The sequence below is a fragment of the Streptomyces sp. NPDC039465 genome, assembly GCF_055639315.1.
Genome location: NZ_JBVKAP010000008.1, coordinates 71,242 through 88,113 on the forward strand (window position 1 = coordinate 71,242; position 16,872 = coordinate 88,113).

15 protein-coding genes are annotated in these 16,872 nt (G+C 73.5%); 9 read left to right on the forward strand and 6 right to left on the reverse strand.

Annotation, left to right across the window (positions count from 1 at the left end; translation table 11 throughout):
- Positions 1–2: 2 nt before the first annotated feature.
- Both ACZ7LT_RS25445 and ACZ7LT_RS25450 read right to left on the reverse strand, forming a co-directional pair.
- Positions 3–566 (reverse strand): hypothetical protein, encoded by a 564-nt coding sequence (locus ACZ7LT_RS25445; RefSeq protein WP_471238406.1) that lies wholly within the window; start codon positions 564–566, stop codon positions 3–5.
- Between the two features lie 45 nt (positions 567–611).
- A complete protein-coding gene (locus tag ACZ7LT_RS25450; RefSeq protein WP_471238407.1) occupies positions 612–1,400 on the reverse strand; it encodes a glutamate racemase in 789 nt (262 codons plus the stop codon).
- Between the two features lie 58 nt (positions 1,401–1,458).
- Between ACZ7LT_RS25450 and ACZ7LT_RS25455 the strand changes: the two genes are divergently transcribed.
- Entirely contained in the window at positions 1,459–2,631 is a 1,173-nt protein-coding gene (locus ACZ7LT_RS25455; RefSeq protein ID WP_471238408.1) for a glycosyltransferase, read from the forward strand.
- A gap of 25 nt (positions 2,632–2,656) precedes the next feature.
- Here the strand turns inward: ACZ7LT_RS25455 and ACZ7LT_RS25460 are convergent, their stop codons facing one another.
- Complete coding sequence (locus ACZ7LT_RS25460) at positions 2,657–3,925, reverse strand: TerD family protein (RefSeq protein WP_471238409.1); 1,269 nt, start codon at positions 3,923–3,925, stop codon at positions 2,657–2,659.
- Between the two features lie 261 nt (positions 3,926–4,186).
- On the opposite strand from ACZ7LT_RS25460, the gene ACZ7LT_RS25465 reads away from it, so the two are divergent.
- The 3 genes from ACZ7LT_RS25465 to ACZ7LT_RS25475 all read left to right on the forward strand — a co-directional run bounded on the left by ACZ7LT_RS25465 (position 4,187) and on the right by ACZ7LT_RS25475 (position 8,114).
- Positions 4,187–4,654 (forward strand): DUF6643 family protein, encoded by a 468-nt coding sequence (locus ACZ7LT_RS25465; RefSeq protein ID WP_471238410.1) that lies wholly within the window; start codon positions 4,187–4,189, stop codon positions 4,652–4,654.
- A 40-nt stretch (positions 4,655–4,694) separates the two neighbouring features.
- Entirely contained in the window at positions 4,695–5,519 is an 825-nt protein-coding gene (locus ACZ7LT_RS25470; protein WP_471238411.1) for an MOSC domain-containing protein, read from the forward strand.
- Between the two features lie 195 nt (positions 5,520–5,714).
- The gene (locus tag ACZ7LT_RS25475) at positions 5,715–8,114 is read left to right on the forward strand and encodes a right-handed parallel beta-helix repeat-containing protein (RefSeq protein WP_471238412.1); all 2,400 of its coding nucleotides are present in this window, start codon (positions 5,715–5,717) and stop codon (positions 8,112–8,114) included.
- Here the strand turns inward: ACZ7LT_RS25475 and ACZ7LT_RS25480 are convergent.
- Positions 8,084–10,480: a hypothetical protein gene (locus tag ACZ7LT_RS25480; protein WP_471238413.1), complete on the reverse strand. Its 2,397-nt coding sequence runs from the start codon at positions 10,478–10,480 to the stop codon at positions 8,084–8,086. The two genes, ACZ7LT_RS25475 and ACZ7LT_RS25480, sit on opposite strands and share 31 nt — an antisense overlap.
- Positions 10,481–10,604: 124 nt before the next feature.
- Between ACZ7LT_RS25480 and ACZ7LT_RS25485 the strand changes: the two genes are divergently transcribed.
- Positions 10,605–11,432, forward strand: coding sequence for a DeoR/GlpR family DNA-binding transcription regulator (locus tag ACZ7LT_RS25485; protein ID WP_471238414.1), 828 nt, complete (start codon positions 10,605–10,607; stop codon positions 11,430–11,432).
- Positions 11,433–11,523: 91 nt separating this feature from the next.
- Here the strand turns inward: ACZ7LT_RS25485 and ACZ7LT_RS25490 are convergent, their stop codons facing one another.
- Entirely contained in the window at positions 11,524–12,339 is an 816-nt protein-coding gene (locus ACZ7LT_RS25490; protein WP_471238415.1) for a methyltransferase domain-containing protein, read from the reverse strand.
- Between the two features lie 84 nt (positions 12,340–12,423).
- On the opposite strand from ACZ7LT_RS25490, the gene pdxR reads away from it, so the two are divergent.
- The 3 genes from pdxR to ACZ7LT_RS25505 are packed head-to-tail and all read left to right on the forward strand — an operon-like array spanning position 12,424 to position 14,948.
- The gene (gene pdxR, locus ACZ7LT_RS25495) at positions 12,424–13,950 is read left to right on the forward strand and encodes a MocR-like pyridoxine biosynthesis transcription factor PdxR (RefSeq protein ID WP_471238416.1); all 1,527 of its coding nucleotides are present in this window, start codon (positions 12,424–12,426) and stop codon (positions 13,948–13,950) included.
- Entirely contained in the window at positions 13,947–14,402 is a 456-nt protein-coding gene (locus tag ACZ7LT_RS25500) for an SRPBCC family protein (RefSeq protein ID WP_471238417.1), read from the forward strand. The genes pdxR and ACZ7LT_RS25500 overlap by 4 nt, the downstream gene beginning before the upstream one ends.
- A 60-nt stretch (positions 14,403–14,462) precedes the next feature.
- Positions 14,463–14,948: an SRPBCC family protein gene (locus ACZ7LT_RS25505; RefSeq protein WP_471238418.1), complete on the forward strand. Its 486-nt coding sequence runs from the start codon at positions 14,463–14,465 to the stop codon at positions 14,946–14,948.
- Between the two features lie 10 nt (positions 14,949–14,958).
- Here ACZ7LT_RS25505 and cds1 read toward each other — a convergent pair whose 3' ends face one another.
- The gene (gene cds1, locus ACZ7LT_RS25510; protein WP_471238419.1) at positions 14,959–16,101 is read right to left on the reverse strand and encodes an L-cysteine desulfhydrase Cds1; all 1,143 of its coding nucleotides are present in this window, start codon (positions 16,099–16,101) and stop codon (positions 14,959–14,961) included.
- Positions 16,102–16,321: 220 nt separating this feature from the next.
- Here cds1 and ACZ7LT_RS25515 point away from each other — a divergent pair, with 220 nt between their 5' ends.
- Positions 16,322–16,636 carry a hypothetical protein gene (locus ACZ7LT_RS25515; protein WP_471238420.1) on the forward strand — a complete coding sequence of 105 codons (315 nt, stop codon included), beginning with the start codon at positions 16,322–16,324 and terminating at the stop codon, positions 16,634–16,636.
- Positions 16,637–16,872: the final 236 nt, after the last annotated feature.

The following is a 16,872-nucleotide window of genomic DNA, read 5'->3' on the forward strand; positions in this document are numbered from 1 at the left end:
CGTCAGGCCTTGGCGGCCGCGCTCGGGGACGGGGGCGTGCCGAGGCGTTCGCGGATGACCCGTACCGCGGATTCGGCGTCGTCGACGGTGACGGTGAAGCTGCGGCCGTCCCACAGGGTCAGGACCAGGCCCTCGCCTCTGCGGACCACCACGGCCGTGCCCTGTTCGGGCCGCCAGCGGTAGCCCCAGCCTCCCCAGTGGCGGGGGTTGACCTTCGGGTCGAACTCCGCGCCCACGACATGGTCGAGCAGGATCCGGCGCCGCGGTACGCCCATGTGGCCGCAGCGGACCTCGAAGGCGTGGCGGTCCACCTTGACCGCCACATGGACGAAGGCGAGCGTGCCGAAGAGCATCAGCAGACCTGCCGCGACACAGCCGATGACCGACATCAGCAGCGGGGTGATGCTGGAGGCCCACTGGGAGTCCACGGCCAGCTGGACGCCCAGGGCGATGCACGCGGCCCCGGCCCCCGCGAGGACCCATTGGATGCGGTTGGTGGCGCGGCCCGTCCACACCTCGGGAAGGGGCTCGTCGGCATGGGGGGTGCTACGAGAGTGGTCCCTCATGAGTCACAGCGTACGCACGTTCCGCTCATGGCGGCCTGGTCGGCGTCAGCGGGCGGGAGTGGCCGCCGAGGCGAGCAGACGGCCTTCCGCATAGCTCAGCGCCGCGGCCGGGAGGTCCGACGCCCGGCCGCTGAGCAGCACGGTCAGGCCGGTGGCCGGTTCCGCGGCGGGCGCGGGCCCGGCTCCGATACGGCGCAGGGCCTGAGCGGCGACCGCCCCGGCGGAGCCGTGCAGAACCACGGGCGGGACGCCGCCGGGCCGTACGGCCGTACGGATGCGTTCGGCGACGAGTTCGTAGTGCGTGCAGCCGAGGACGACGGCGCGGACGTCGTCGGGGGTGAGGGCGGCGGCGGCCGCGATGGCGGCGTCGATCGCGGCTTCGTCGGCGTACTGGACGGCGTCGGCGAGGCCGGGGCAGGGCACCTCGGTGACCGGCACAGAGGCGGCGAAGTCACGGATCAGACCGCGCTGGTACGGGCTGCCGGTGGTGGCCGGGGTCGCCCAGATGGCCACGGGCCCGCCGCCCGCGGCGGCCGGCTTGATCGCCGGGACGGTGCCGATGACGGGGATGTCGGGCTCCAGCTCGGCCCGGAGCGCGGGCAGCGCGTGGACGGAGGCGGTGTTGCAGGCGACGATCAGGGCGTCGGGGCCATGGGCGGCCGCGGCGCGCGCGACGGCGAGGGCATGGGCGATGACGTCGTCCGGTGTACCACGGCCCCACGGCATGCCGTCGGGGTCGGAGGAGAGGACGAGATCGGCGTCCGGCCGCAGCCGGCGCACCGCGGCGGCCGCCGCGAGCAGGCCGATTCCGGAGTCCATGAGCGCGATCTTCACCCGGTCACCCTAGCCGACGGGCCTTGCGCGCCCGACAATCTGGGGCAGACTGCCGGGAATGAGCGCCATTGCCTGGATCGCCGTGGGGTCGCTGGCCGCCTGGGGGTGGCTGCTGCTGGGTCAGGGGTTTTTCTGGCGTACCGACCAGCGGCTGCCACGACGGGCCGGACCCCCGCACTGGCCGCGGGTCGCGGTCGTCGTACCGGCCCGGGACGAGGCACATGTCCTGCCGGTGAGCCTGCCGTCGCTGCTCGCCCAGGACTATCCCGGCGACGCGGAGGTCGTGCTCGTCGACGACGGGAGTACGGACGGCACGGCGGCGGTCGCACGCGAGCTGGCCGACGACTGCGGCGGGCTGCCGCTGACGGTGACCCATCCGGGTGAACCGGAGCCGGGATGGACGGGGAAGCTGTGGGCCCTGCGGCACGGCATCGGGCTGGCACGCGCGCGTGAACCGGAGTTTCTGCTCCTGACGGACGCCGACATCGCGCATGAGCCCGACAGCCTGCGGGAGCTGGTCGCGGCGGCCGTCACCAACCGGCTCGATCTGGTCTCGCAGATGGCCCGGCTGCGGGTGGCGAGCGGCTGGGAGCGGCTCGTGGTGCCCGCCTTCGTCTACTTCTTCGCGCAGCTGTACCCCTTCCGCCGGATCAACCGGGAGGGGGCGCGGACGACGGCCGCGGCGGGCGGCTGTGTGCTGCTGCGGGCGGACGCCGCCGAGCGGGCCGGGGTGCCGGAGGTGATCCGGCACGCGGTGATCGACGACGTGTCGCTGGCCAGGGCGGTGCGCCGGAGCGGGGGGCGGATCTGGCTGGGTCTCGCGGAGCGGGTGGACAGCGTCCGGCCGTATCCGCGCCTCGCCGATCTGTGGCGGATGGTCTCGCGCAGCGCCTACGCCCAGCTGCGGCACAACCCTCTGGTGCTCGCCGGGACGGTCGCCGGGCTCGCGCTGGTGTATCTGGCGCCGCCGGTGGCGCTGGTGGCCGGGGTGCTCGGCGGTGACGCGGCGGCGGCCTGGGCGGGCGGGGCGGCCTGGGCGGTGATGGCGGGCACGTATGTGCCGATGCTGCGCTACTACCGGCAGCCGCTCTGGCTGGCGCCGACGCTGCCGTTCACGGCGTTGCTTTATCTGCTGATGACGGTCGACTCGGCCGTGCAGCACTACCGGGGCCGGGGCGCCGCCTGGAAGGGGCGTACGTACGCCCGTCCGCAGCCGGCGCCGGACCGCTGAGCCCGTCCGGCGCCGCCCGCGGGTGCTACTTCCGGCCCGGGGTCCAGTTCATGCCCCACCCGTAGGCCTGGTCGATGGTGCGCTGCGGGCTGACGCCGCGCGGGGGTACGAGATAGCGGGCCTCGCGGCGGACGACCAGGTCGCCGTTCTCGTGGGTGAGCAGGGCGAGGGCGCAGACGGTGGAGGGGACGGTGCACTCGTCGAGGAAGAACTCGACGGGGGCGCCGTTCTGCGGGCGCAGGGTGACGGTGGCGTGGAGGTCGGCGAAGCTGCGGGCGCCCTCGTAGATGGTGACGAAGATGAGGACGCGGCGGAGCTTGTCCTTGTGGTCGAGGTTGACGGTGAGGTTCTCGCCACCGGCGAGGGCGCCGGTGCGGTCGTCGCCGTCGAGGTGGATGTACGGGGGCTGGTGCAGGGCGCCGAAGGCGTTGCCGAGGGCCTGGACGACGCCCTTGCGGCCGTCGGCGAGTTCGAAGAGGGCGCACAGGTCGAGGTCGAGGTCGGCGTGCTGGGCGACGGCCCGGCCGAGCTTGGCGGCCCAGCCCTGGAACTGCTTGCGCATCTCCCAGTTGAGGTTGACGCGCAGGGCGCCGGAGGTGCCGCCCTGTTTGGCGAGGGAGACGGTCGGGGCCTCTTTGGTCAGCGTGACCTTCGACAGCTGCACGGGCCGGGGTGCGGCGGCGGGCGCCGTACGCGGCGGGGCGGGCGGACGGACCGGGGCCGCCGGACGGGGGACGGGGGCAGGGGTGGCCGGGGCGGGCGCGGGGCGGGGGTCGTCGACCGTGATGCCGAAGTCGGTGGCGAGGCCTTCGAGCCCGCTGCCGTAGCCCTGCCCGACCGCACGGAACTTCCAGCCGCCCTGCCTGCGGTAGAGCTCGCCGAGGATGAACGCGGTCTCGACGGTGGCATCCTGGCTGTCGTAGCGGGCCAGTTCGGTGCCCGCGGCGGCGTCGAGGACGCGTACGTACAGGCCGGGGACCTGGCCGAAGGCGCCGCCGGCGGCGGAGGCGGCCAGGACGATCCGCTCGATCCCGGGCTCCACGCGCGCGAGGTCGACGGCGAGGGTGTCGGTCACGGCCCCGCCGGAGGCCCGCTTGCCGTCGTGCCGGACGGCGCCGGAGCCGTGGGCGGGCTGGTTGTAGAAGACGAAGTCCGCGTCGGAGCGGACCTTTCCGGAGACGAGCAGGAGGGCGGAGGCGTCGACGTCCGGCACTCCCGCGCCTGAACGCCATCCCAATTCCACGCGCACACGTGGCGCGGGCACCGGAACATTCGCTCCCTTAAGCATGGACATGATCATTCTCCCCGCGGTCCACGTGCACGAAGATTTGTGTATGGCCAAGCTATTACCGGCAACTTCGAGGGTGCTTCGGGGTCGCCTCGGGTGACCCGACGGTAACCCCTTCCGAGCTGCCCTTTACACGATCCCTACGGCTGTCGGCGACCGTTTTTCCCACGTTCGCTCGCATTGTGGAACCAAGGCTTCCCACAACCCGTGAAACAACCCTCTTATCGGGCTCCCCACAGAGCACATAGTGGGCTTAACTTATGTGCCATGACCTCCCCCCGCGCCACCTACGGCGGCGGTTACTACACCGCGCCGTCGTTCCCCGACACTCCGATCTACGACTCCCTGGTCGCGGAGCGGGGCACGCCTCAGATCGCTCCGATCCGAGTACCGGCCGCATACGACACACCCGGCAGCTATCTGCCGGCCCTTCCCGCGGCGCTGCCCGCCCTGCCCGCGGGTCCCAGCCAGTCCGCCCCCTCCTACGGCGGTGGGTACGGCTACCCGCAGCAGATGCAGCAGCAGCCCATGCCGGTGCCGCTGCAGCAGGCGCCCGCGCCGTACATCCCGCAGCAGCCGGTCGCCCCGCGCGGCTACCCCGGCCCGCAGCCGATGCAGACGCGTCCGGTCGCCACCGGCTACGAGGCGATGCGCCCCGCCGCGCCGCGTCCCGTACCGGCCGCCGCGCCGTACGACGACCCGTACAACCGCCCTTACCAGGGCGGGGGGTACTGACCGGACAATCGCCGCACGGAGCGCCTGGCAGGATGGGTGCATGCCCAATCCTGTGCTGCGTTCCCTCCACATCCACCCGGTCAAGGCGATCCAGGGCTTCGCCCCCGCCGAGGCCGCGGTCGAGCCGTGGGGACTCGCCGGGGACCGCCGCTGGGCGCTGGTCGACGCATCCGGGAAGGTCGTGACCCAACGGCGTCACCCGCGCATGGCGTTGGCCTCGGCGGGGGCGAAGCCGGACGGGGGGATCCGGCTGACCGCGCCCGGTCTCGAGGAGCTGAGCGTCGCGGTCCCCGAGCCCTCGACGACGGTCCCGGTGGAGGTCTTCGAGACCAAGGTCGAGGCCGTACCCGCGGGCGGGGCCGCGGACGCCTGGTTCAGCGACCACCTCGGCTGCGACGTACGGCTCGTGCACATGGACGACCCGTCGTACCGCAGGCCCATCGATCCGAAGTACGCACGGCCAGGCGAAACGGTGAGCTTCGCCGACGGCTATCCGCTCCTTCTCACCACGACCGCCTCCCTCGAGGCTCTCAACGCGCTGATCGCGCAGGGCGATCACGCCCACGAGGGCCCGCTTCCCATGAACCGGTTCCGGCCGAACGCGGTCCTGGAGGGCACCCTTCCCTGGGACGAGGACAACTGGACCCGGCTCGCCGTAGGAGAGGTCACCTTCCGGGTCGCCAAGCCCTGCGGCCGGTGCGTGGTGACCACCACCGACCAGCGCACCACCGAGCGCGGCAGGGAACCGCTGCGCACGCTCGGGCAGCACCGCCGTCAGGGCGGCAAGCTGGTCTTCGGGCAGAACGTCGTGCCCGAACGCACCGGAACCATCCGGGTCGGCGACGCCGTGAAGATCATCGGGTAACGCGGCACCGGACAACGGTCCCTCCCCTGCCGACAGCCGAGAGCGGTCCTTTCGAGCGTGCCCGCTGCCCCGCCCGGCTGTCACGGGCACGGGAGGCAGGCGCGCGCCCGAGCGGTCAACTCGGCGCCGTCGCGCGCGCTACGGTGGTGCGATCGGATCACCGACACGCTCACGAGGTGGGGGACGAGCAGCACCATGGCACAGGGCACGGTCCAGGTGACGCACACCGGCACATCGAGGTGGCGCCGCCGCACGGGCGAGTACGCCTCCCTCGCCGCAGCCCTGGAGGCCGCCGCGGACGGTGACATCCTCACCGTCGCGCCGGGAACGTACCGGGAGAACCTGGTCCTTCGACGGGCCGTGACACTGCGCGGACCCGAGGGCTCGGTCGGCTCGGTGCGGATCGCGCCGGCCGACGGGGTGCCGCTGACCGTGCGCGCCTCGGCCACCGTCCAGGACCTGCACGTGGAGGGCCAGGACTCGGCCGCGCCCGCGCTGCTGATCGAGGACGGCACCCCCGAACTGCTGGACCTGCGGATCGTGACCCGCTCGGCCGCCGGTGTGGAGGTACGGGGCGCTGCCCGGCCGACGGTACGGCGCTGCACGGTCGACAACCCGGCCGGGGTCGGGATCGCCGTGGTCGACGGCGCCGGCGGCGTGTTCGAGGAGTGCGAGGTCGTGGCGGCCGGCCAGTCGGGCGTCTCGGTCCGCGGCGGCGCGCACCCGCGTCTGGAGCGCTGCCGGGTCCACCACACCTCGGGCGCGGGGCTGGCGGTGACCGGTGAGGGCACCGCCCTGGAGGCGGTCGGCTGTGAGGTGTACGAGATCAAGGGCTCGGGGGTGCAGATCGCCGCACGCGCCACGGCCCATCTCACCGACTCGACCGTGCACCGCACTTCGGCGGACGGCATCACCCTGGACACGGATGCGGTGCTGACGCTGTCGGACTGCGACATTCACGACATCCCGGAGAACGCGGTCGACCTGCGGTCGCGTTCGGTCCTGACCCTGACCCGCTCGACGGTCCGCCGGTTCGGACGCAACGGCCTGTCGGTGTGGGACCCGGGGACCCGGGTGGACGCCAACCAGTGCGAGATCCATGACAGTACGGGCGACTATCCGGCGGTCTGGGTCAGCGACGGCGCCACTGCCGTGCTGGACGCCTGCCGGGTGCACGACGTGCCGGACGCGCTGTTCGTGCTCGACCGGGGCTCACGGGTCGACGTCGTCGACAGCGATCTCTCACAGGTGCGTAACACGGCGGTGTCGGTGAGCGACGGGGCGACCGCCCAGCTGGACGACTGCCGGATCCGGGAGGCGTCCACCGGCGCCTGGTTCCGGGACCACGGCAGCGGCGGCACGCTCGCCAACTGCCTTGTCGACGCGGTCCAGACGGGAGTCATCGTCACCAAGGGCGCGGACCCCACCATCGAGCGGGTCACGGTCACCTCGCCCGCCGAGGCCGGGTTCTACGTCTCCGCGGAGGGCCGCGGCTCGTTCGTCGGCTGCCGGGTGACCGGCAGCGGGGGCTACGGCTTCCATGTGATGGACGGCTGCCGCACCACGCTGCGCGGGTGCCGTACGGAGCGGTGCGCGCGGGCGGGCTACGAGTTCGCCGAGGACGGGGTGGTCGCGCAGGACTGCACCAGCGACGAGAGCGCCGTACGCTCCACCGCACCGGCCCCGGCCGCCCCCCTCGCCCAGACCGCGACGCAGACGGTGGGCCTGCTCTCCGCTGTGCCGGTCCAGCAGCCCGCGGCGGCGCCCGCCCCGGCCGAGCCGGCGCGGTCCTCCGGCGACGTGCTCGGCGAACTCGACGCCCTCGTCGGCCTGGACAGCGTCAAGCACGAGGTCCGTTCGCTCACCAACATGATCGAGGTGGGGCGCAAGCGGCAGGAGGCCGGGCTGAAGGCCGCCTCCGTCCGCCGCCATCTGGTCTTCACCGGCTCCCCCGGCACCGGCAAGACGACCGTGGCGCGGCTGTACGGCGAGATCCTGGCCTCGCTGGGCGTGCTGGAGCGCGGGCATCTGGTGGAGGTGTCCCGGGTCGACCTGGTCGGCGAGCACATCGGGTCCACCGCGATCCGCACCCAGGAGGCGTTCGACCGGGCGCGCGGCGGGGTGCTCTTCGTCGACGAGGCGTACGCGCTGTCGCCCGAGGACTCCGGGCGGGACTTCGGCCGGGAGGCGATCGACACGCTGGTGAAGCTGATGGAGGACCACCGGGACGCGGTGGTGGTGATCGTCGCCGGGTACACGGCCGAGATGGAGCGGTTCCTGACCGTCAACCCCGGGGTGGCGTCCCGTTTCTCGCGGACCATCACCTTCAGCGACTACGTCCCCGACGAGCTGGTGCGGATCGTGGAGCAGCAGGCGGAGGAGCACGAGTACCGGCTCGCGCAGGGCACCGCCGAGGCGCTGGTGAAGTACTTCACGGAGCTGCCCAAGGGGCCGGCGTTCGGCAACGGCCGTACCGCCCGGCAGACGTTCGAGTCGATGGTGGAGCGGCACGCTGGCCGGGTCGCCGCGCTCGCGGACGCGAGCACGGACGACCTGACCCTGCTCTACCCGGAGGACCTGCCCGAACTGCCCTGAGAGGGCAGGGTGCCGGTGCGCTGCCGGGGCAGGGCGGGCGGCAGCAGATCGAGCAGCCCGGTCCGCTCCTGGGCGAACGCCGGGTCGGCCTGGTAGTCGGAGTGGCCGAGGATCGGCTCGGGCAGCGGATGGTTGTCGGTGCGGCCGTAGACGACCGGGTCGGCCAGCGCCTCCCGGTCCACTGCGGGCTTGTCGCCGTGCGCGGGCAGGTGGACGGGGCCCCCTATCGGGTCCGTCCGCCGCCACAGATTGCGCCAGCAGTGCACCTCCCGGTGGAGGGCGGCGAGGGGCCCTGGGCCGAAGTAGGCGGGGAACCAGCGCCCGTAGAGCCGCTCCAGGGGCGAGCCGTAGGTGAGCAGCGCGACGCGGTTGCGGGTCTGCGGGGGCAGCTGCCAGACGGCGGCCGCGGCGAGCACGCTGCCCTGGGAGTGGCCGGAGATGACGAGCCGTCCGCCGGTGCGGTCGGTCCAGGAGCACATCCGCCAGGTGAGGTCGGGCACGGCCCGCTCGGCATAGCAGGGCGGGGCGAACGGGTGGGCGGCGCGCGGCCAGAAGGTGCCCACGTCCCAGAGGATGCCGATGGTGCGGCGGGCGGAGGCGTCCTTGTAGGCGCGGCGGCCGCAGGCGACGAAGAGCAGGAAGCCGAAGCCGACGAGCCAGGAGCCGAGCGCCTGCGCCGAGTCGGCGAGGCCGGCGACGAACGGGTGCGCGTCGTCGAAGACCCGCCCGGGGACCTGCTTGCCGGCCATGGATCCGGCGACGGCGGCGGCGCCGAGGAGCAGGGTCGCTCCGGAGAGGATGCCGATGAGGACGGGCGCGGTGTCGGTGAGGGAGGCCCACGCGCGCGTGGCGGAGATCCGGCGGCTGCGGACGGGGTCGGGGCGGTCGATCTCGTACTCGGCCTCGACCGTGGGCACGGAGCGGTGGGCCGCGAGGACGGTACGGGCGGCCAGGAACAGGGCCGGTACGGCGAGCAGGAGCAGCAGCACGGGGATGACGGAGGCCTGCCAGCTCAGCAGGACGGGCGGTCCGACGATGGGGCCGCGCTGCATGCCGGGGGTGCCGGGGCCGTCGAGCCAGTCGGCGACGCGCTGGGCGACACCGCCGGTCATCACGCCGCCGAGCGCGCAGGCCAGCATGGCGACGGAGGGGCCGCCGAGTCCGTACATCGCGGTGCGGGGGTGGCGGGTGCGGCGGTGCAGGACGAGCGCGACGGCGCCGAGCGCGACGACGAGGGCTCCTTGGGCGAGGGCTAGGGCGGTGAAGGTGACTTCGCCGGGCAGGGTGCCGGAGGACCGCCAGGCGGGCCGGGACCAGGAGGCGTACACCATCGCCAGGACGAGCAGGCCGAGGGACGCCTCGGGCAGCCAGTTGACCAGGGCGCGGTCCACGCGGTGGTCGACGCGCCGTTCGCTGCGTCCGCGCCGGCAGACGACTACGACGACGAAGAGCGCGGCGGCGGCGATGGCCCCCTCGACGGTCCAGGCCAGGATCTCGCGCAAGGTGCCGCCGGCGGCCCGGTCGTGCCGGGCGGCGGCGCCTGCCACGCCCGCGGCGACGGTGAGCAGACCGGCGGCGGTGTGGGCGGCGCGGAGCCGGGCGACGAGGCGGCGGCCGTACCAGAAGCCGGGACGGCCGAGCGCGGGCCGTACGGCGGCCGGGGGTGTCGTGGCGGTCGGTGCTTCACCGGCGGGGGCCTCGGCCGCCTGCGGCAGGTCCGCGTCCTCGTCGTCGAAGGTCCGCGGGCGTTCGGCCTCATAGGCGCTCCAGGTGCGGTTGGACAGGTACCAGAGGAGGGTGACCAGCGCGGTCGGTACGAGCGCGGCGAGGGCGAGGCGGCGGCCTGGCTGCGACCACCAGCCCTCGCGGGCGGCGGACACGAAGCCGAGCCAGGACCGCTCCTCGGCGCAGGCGGCGGTGCCCGCGCACTGCCAGGCCGTCAGGTCGAGCGCGACCTCGCAGGCGGCCGCCGTCATGAGCACGGTGAGGGAGAGTGCGACGAGCCGGACGAGGACGCCGTAGAACCGGACGGCCCGGGGCTGGTCCTCGGTGGGCGGGCGCATCCAGTGGGCCAGGTTGGCGACCATGAAGGGCAGCAGGAGCAGCCACAGGGCGCGGGCGCCGTTGCCGGAGGTGAGGTTGGACCAGCAGTACGCCTCGGGGACCGGCCTTTCGTCGTACCGCTCGGGGTGGTCCTCGGCGTCCGTGTCGTCGGCGCGGCGGTGCATGGCGGCGGTGGCGTCGCCGGTGACCCTGACGGTCCGGGGATCGTCGAGCATGGCCTGAGGGGTGGCGCCGCCGACGCCATGGACCAGCAGCTCGAGGGCGGCACCCCCGCTCCGCGGGGCCGGTGTGGCAGGGGGCACTTCGGTGACTCGCTCTCGTGGTGGGAGGATGCGCGGCAGCAACAGAATCGCGGATGGCCGTGTGCCCGTGCAGGTGGTCTCACGGAATCCGACCTCAATCCCCTCTGGAAGGACCGGCCCGGCGGTGAGTGACAATCAGAATCTCCTCGCGGAGCAGCGGCGCGCCCTGATCCTCGACGAGGTACGGCGGCGCGGCGGGGTGCGGGTCAACGAGCTCACCCGCAGGCTGAACGTGTCGGACATGACGGTGCGCCGGGATCTGGACGCACTGGCCCGGCAGGGGTTCGTGGCGAAGGTGCACGGCGGTGCGGTGCCGGTGGTGGAGCCGAGCACGCACGAGCCGGGGTTCGAGGCGAAGTCGTCGCTGGAGCCGACCGCGAAGGAAGACATCGCGCGGGCGGCGGCGGCGATGGCCGTACCGGGCAGCGCGATCGCCCTGTCCGGCGGGACGACCACGTACGCGCTGGCGCATCAGCTGCTCGATGTGCCGGACCTGACGGTGGTGACGAACTCGGTGCGTGTGGCGGACGTGTTCCACACGGCGCAGCGCACGGGCTCCTCGGGCGGTCCGCGGCCGGGGGCGGCGACGGTGGTGCTCACCGGCGGGGTGCGCACACCGTCGGACTCACTGGTGGGGCCGGTGGCCGATCAGGCGATCGCCTCGCTCCACTTCGACGTGCTGTTCCTGGGGGTGCACGGCATCTCGGTGGAGGCGGGCCTGTCCACGCCGAACCTGGCGGAGGCGGAGACGAACCGCCGCCTGGTCCACTCGGCCCGCCGGGTGGTGGTGGTCGCCGACCACACCAAGTGGGGCACGGTGGGCCTGAGCTCGTTCGCCCGCCTGGAGGACGTGGACACGCTGGTCACGGACGCGGGCCTGTCGCCCGAGACCCGCGCGGAGATGACGGAACACGTCCCGGGGCTCCTGATCGCGGGCGAGGACGACACCTGACGGTGCGGGGCCGGCCACGACCGCCTGTTTTGTCACGCCCACCCCGACCGCCTGCGTTGAGGGCGCCCAGGACCGCCTGGCGAACCGAGCCCTAAAAGAGCGGCGCCACGGCGACCGCCTTGAAGAAGGTGTACGAGAAGGTGCCGCCCGGCTCCGCCGTGCGGTGGAGGTCGGCCAGGCCGCGGTCCCAGTCGGCCGGGGTGGTGAGTCCGGCGGCGAGGGCTTCGTCGCGTACGGAGTCGACCATGGCGATGAACGTGCCGCGGGTGAAGCCTTCGACGAGGGCGGGCCGGCCGGCGTCCGCGTAGACGGTACGGGGGCGGACGACGACGTCGAGGTAGCCCGCGGCGGTCAGCAGCGGGTGCAGCTCGCGGCCGATCAGCGCGTTGCCGCCGACCTTGGCCTGGAGGCTCACCTGGCAGTCGATGGCGGCGTGCGCATAGGCCGAGTCGGGGTGGAAGAGCGCCGATCCGTGGTCGCCCTCGATGACGGTGAGGGTGCCGCCGGGGCGCAGCAGTCGCCGTAGCCGCCGCAGGGTGCGCGCCGGGTCGGAGAGGTGTTCCAGGACGAAGCAGACGAAGACGTGATCGAAGGACCTGTCGGGGAAGGGCGGTTCCAGCAGGTCGGCCTGGTGCCACCGCACGCGCGCGTGCGGGGCGTGGGCCTGGACACGCGCGCGTGCCTGGGCGAGGGAGTCCTCGGAGAGGTCGACGGCGACGATCTGGGCGCCGGGGCTGCGGGTGGCGAGGTGCACGGTCTGGGCGCCGACGCCGCAGCCCGCTTCGAGGACCCGGCTGCCGGGCGGGTAGGCGGTGCCGTCGTGGAGCAGCGCGGCGAGGGTGTCCGCCTGGTCTCCGAGCCGCTGGGCCTCCTGGTCCGAGTATCCGTGCACATAGTCGACCGTCATACGTCACGCCCTTGCGTCCGTGGTGGGTGGGGGAGGTCCGGAGGTGGGTTCCGGACGTCTTCAGCCTGGCGCGATGATGGTCCGGTGCACAGGTCCAAAGAGGGTCCGTCCGACCGGTCCACAAGCGCCGCCGCGGTCCACGGCGCGGACTTCCTCCAGCTGACGCGGGAGGGGGCGCCGCCGGGCGGGCTGAGCGAGTGGCTGGCGGGGCAGTTGCGCCGGGCGATCTCCGACGGGCGGCTCCCGGTCGGCGGAAGGCTGCCCGCAAGCCGGGTCCTCGCCGCCGAACTGCGGGTGTCGCGCGGTGTGGTGACGGACGCGTACCGGCGCCTCGGCGAGGACGGCCACGTGGCGGGGCGTGGCCGGGCGGGCACGGTCGTCGTCGCCGCGCCCCTGGACGCCGCCCCGGCCCCTGCCTCGGCGGCGGAACCGCCGTCGCCGGAGGCGCTCTTCGCCAGCACCGGGCGTCCGGACGTGTTCGACGCGTGGCGGGCGACGAAGGCGCGGATCGACCTGTCCCCGGGGCTGCCGGACCTCACCGCCTTTCCCCGTACGGCCTGGCTGCGGGCCGAGCGGGCCGTGCTGGCCGGGCTCCCGGCCGCCGAGCTCGGCTACGGCGACCCGCGGGGCGCGCCGGCGCTGCGGACCGCCGTCGCCCACTGGCTGGCCCGTAACCGGGGCGTACGGGCCGACCCCGCCGACGTACTGATCGTGTCCGGAACCGGGCAGACCCTGACCCTGTGCGCGCAGGTGCTGTACGACCGGGGGATCCGGGAGATGGCGGTGGAGGACCCCGGGGCGCTGGGGGCGCGGCAGCATCTCGCGAGCCGCGGACTCGCGACGCCGCCGGTCGGGGTCGACGAGGAAGGCGTACGCGTCGGCGAGCTGCGGGCGTCGGGCGCCCCGGCCGTGCTGCTGACGCCGGCTCATCAGTTCCCCACCGGGGTGGTGCTCGGGGGCGCGCGGCGGCGGGAGCTGATGCGCTGGGCCGGGGAGGGCGGGCTCGTCGTCGAGGACGACTACGACGCCGAGCACCGCTACGACCGGCCCCCGGTGCCCGCGCTGCGCGCGATGCTCCCCGAGCACGTCGTGTACGCGGGGAGTGTGTCCAAGCTGCTCGCCCCGGCGCTGCGCCTGGGCTGGGTGCTGGCCCCGGCTCCTTTGCGGGAGCCCCTGCTGGACGCCAAGCGCTACGCCGATCTGGGCAGTGCCGTGCTCCCCCAGCTCGTTCTGGCGCGGCTGATGGAGTCGGGGGAGCTGGAGCGGCATCTGCGGCTGGTCCGGGCCCGGCACCGGCGGCGCAGGGACGCGATGGTGGCCGCGGTCGCAGCGGCGCTGCCCGGGGCGGTGGTGTACGGCGCGGCGGCGGGTCTGCATCTGACCATCACCTTCGGTGATGAGGGGCTGTCGGACACCGAGCTCGCGTCGGCGGCCCTCGCCGCGGGTGTCAAGGTCCAGCCGCTGTCGTGGCACTGTCAGCGCCCGCACCGGCCCGGTCTGGTGCTCGGGTACGCGGCGAGCACCTCGGGCGAGATTCGCGACGGTGTCGGCCTGATCGGCGCGGCCCTGTCAGAGCTGTCGGGGGTGTCCCGGCCTACGATCGCGAGGTGAGCCTCTTCGTGGTCGAACGGCGTACGGCACTGAGCGCGGCCGAGGCGTGGGAGCGGGTCACCGACTGGTCGGCCCACGCGGCGGGCGTACCGCTCACCCGGGCCCGGACGGTGACGCCCGGCCCGCCGGGCCTCGGGAGCCGCTTCGTGGTGCGCACGGGTGTGGGGCGGCTGGGTGTCGACGATCCGATGGAGGTCGTGCGCTGGGAGCCGCCGTCTCCGGGGCGGCCAGGGGTGTGCCGGCTGGTGAAGCGGGGGCGGGTGGTCCTCGGCCGGGCCGAGATCACCGTGTACGCGGAGGGGAGCGGCGCCCGGGTCGTGTGGGAGGAGGCGCTCCGGTTGCGGGGGCTGCCCCGGCTTTTCGACCCGGTCCTCAGGCGGGCGGGGCGGCTGCTGTTCGGACGGGCGCTGACGGGTGTGCTGGCGGAAGAGGCCAGGACACAAGACATCTGACGGTCCGCCAGTTATCGTGTGCGGGCCCGCCACCACCCCTTCCGCCTGGAGGTACGGTCCATGGCACGCCGACTGAGCCCCGTGGAGCTGGACTTCGTCGAGACGGCCCCCGTGCGGCTGGTCTTCACGGCGGAGCTGGCGTCCCCGCCCGACGCGGTCTACGAGGCGCTGGCCGACGACGTCGAGGACTGGCCGTCGTGGTTCGGCGCGGTGGTCTCGGCGACGCCGACCGGTGGCGGAGCGGGCCGGGCGGTCCGCCTCAGGGGCGGCACCCGCTTCCAGGAGACGATCATGGCGCGGGAGCCGGGTTCCCGGTACGCCTACCGCGTGGACGAGAGCAACGCCCCGGGCGTGCGGGCCATGCTGGAGGAGTGGCGGCTCGCCCCCACCCCGGAGGGGACGCGGGTGCGCTGGACGATGGCCGTGGACGGACCCGCCCCGCTGCGGACCGCCATGAGGCTGCTGCGCCCCGGGGTGGGCCGTTCGTTCCGGGACGCGATGCGCGGCCTGGAGCGCCGCCTCGCGCCCCGTACGGCGGGCCGCTGAGCCCCGGGCGTCACTCGGGCCAGGCGCCGGTGGCCAGGAACTCCTCGATCGCGGCCGTGTACGGCGCGATGTCCAGGCCCTGTTCGGCGAGCCAGGCGTCGGAGTAGTACTTGTCCAGGTAGCGGTCGCCCGGGTCGCAGAGCAGGGTGACCACGCTGCCCTTGCGGCCCTGCGCGACCATCTCGGCGACGATCTTCAGCGCGCTCCACAGCCCCGTGCCGGTGGAGCCGCCCGCCTTGCGGCCGATGGCCTGCTCCAGGGCGCGTACGGCGGCCACGCTCGCCGCGTCCGGCACCTTCATCATCCGGTCGATGGCGCCGGGGACGAAGGACGGTTCCATCCGGGGACGGCCGATGCCCTCGATGCGGGAGCCGCAGTCGCTGGTGGCGAGCGGGTCGCCCTGCGTCCAGCCGTCGAAGAAACAGGAGTTCTCCGGGTCCGCGACACAGACACGGGTGTCGTGCTGCATGTAGTGGACGTAGCGGGCGATGGTGGCCGAAGTGCCGCCGGTGCCGGCGGTGGCGACGATCCAGGCCGGTTCCGGGTACCGCTCCAGCCGCAGCTGCTGGTACATCGATTCGGCGATGTTGTTGTTGCCGCGCCAGTCGGTGGCCCGCTCGGCGTAGGTGAACTGGTCCATGTAGTGCCCGCCGGTGCGCTCGGCGAGGGCGGCGGACTCCTCGTACATGGTGCGCGAGTCGTCCACGAAGTGGCACTGGCCGCCGTGGAATTCGATGAGCCGGCACTTCTCCGGGCTGGTGGTGCGCGGCATGACCGCCACGAAGGGCACGCCGATCAGCTTGGCGAAGTACGCCTCGGAGACGGCCGTGGAGCCGCTGGAGGCCTCGATGACCGGCTTTCCGGGGCGGATCCAGCCATTGCACAGGCCGTAGAGGAAGAGCGAACGGGCCAGCCGGTGCTTGAGGCTGCCGGTGGGGTGCGTGGACTCGTCCTTCAGGTAGAGGTCGATGCCCCATTCCTCCGGGAGCGGGAAGCGCAGCAGGTGGGTGTCGGCGGAGCGGTTGGCGTCGGCCTGGACCTTGCGGACCGCCTCCTTCAGCCAGGTGCGGTACTCGTCGTCGCTGCGGTCCACGTCGATGGTGGCCATGGCCTCGCCCCGTATGGCGTGACTGCTCTTCTCGGCGGTGCTCATGGGTCCGTCTCCTGCTTCTGTGCGCTCCTGGTCCCCTACAGCGACCATAACCCCCTCACCTGCACAAACGTTCACTTTGACCGTCCATAGGGGGCGCTTGGGGGCCGTCACGGGCCGCGCGGGGGGTCGGATATCGGACAGCTCGGCACCGCCCCCTGGCTGAGACGCGCGAAGCCGGGCAGACTGGCCGAGAGCAATCGGTCGAAGGGGGCACAAAGTCATGTCGGAGCCCGAGTTCAGCGCGACGCGCGTACGGATCGAGCGGTGGCCCCGCTCCTTGACGCGGGCCGGCGAGGTCCTGATCAAGGACGGCAGGCTGGAGCTGCTGACCAGCTCCGGGCGGGAGATCGACAGCGCGCCGGTACGAGCCGTACGGGCGGGACGCCCTTGGTTCGCAGGCCCGGACGAGACGGTGGCGACCGTGAACGGCAAGCGGTACCGCCTGACGATGGACGACCACGACAGCCACGACACGGCCGAGCCGGTGGGCCGCTTCCTGGCGGCGGTGCGGCGCGCGGGCGGCGACGGCAGCTGAGCGGGCGCGAAGCCCGTACGGCGCTGACGCACGCAGAAGGGCCCGTACGGACCACAAGCACGAACACGAACGGACGACCCGCGCGGCGCCGATCGAGCGCGTACGCACGCGTTGCGACGCGTCCGACGGGCTGACCGAACGCAACCGGACCTGACCGGACAGGGCCGGGCACGACCGAACGCGCCGGGGTAACGCGCCGGTCGCGCCTCACGCGCCCCTGTCGCCGCGAGTTGCGC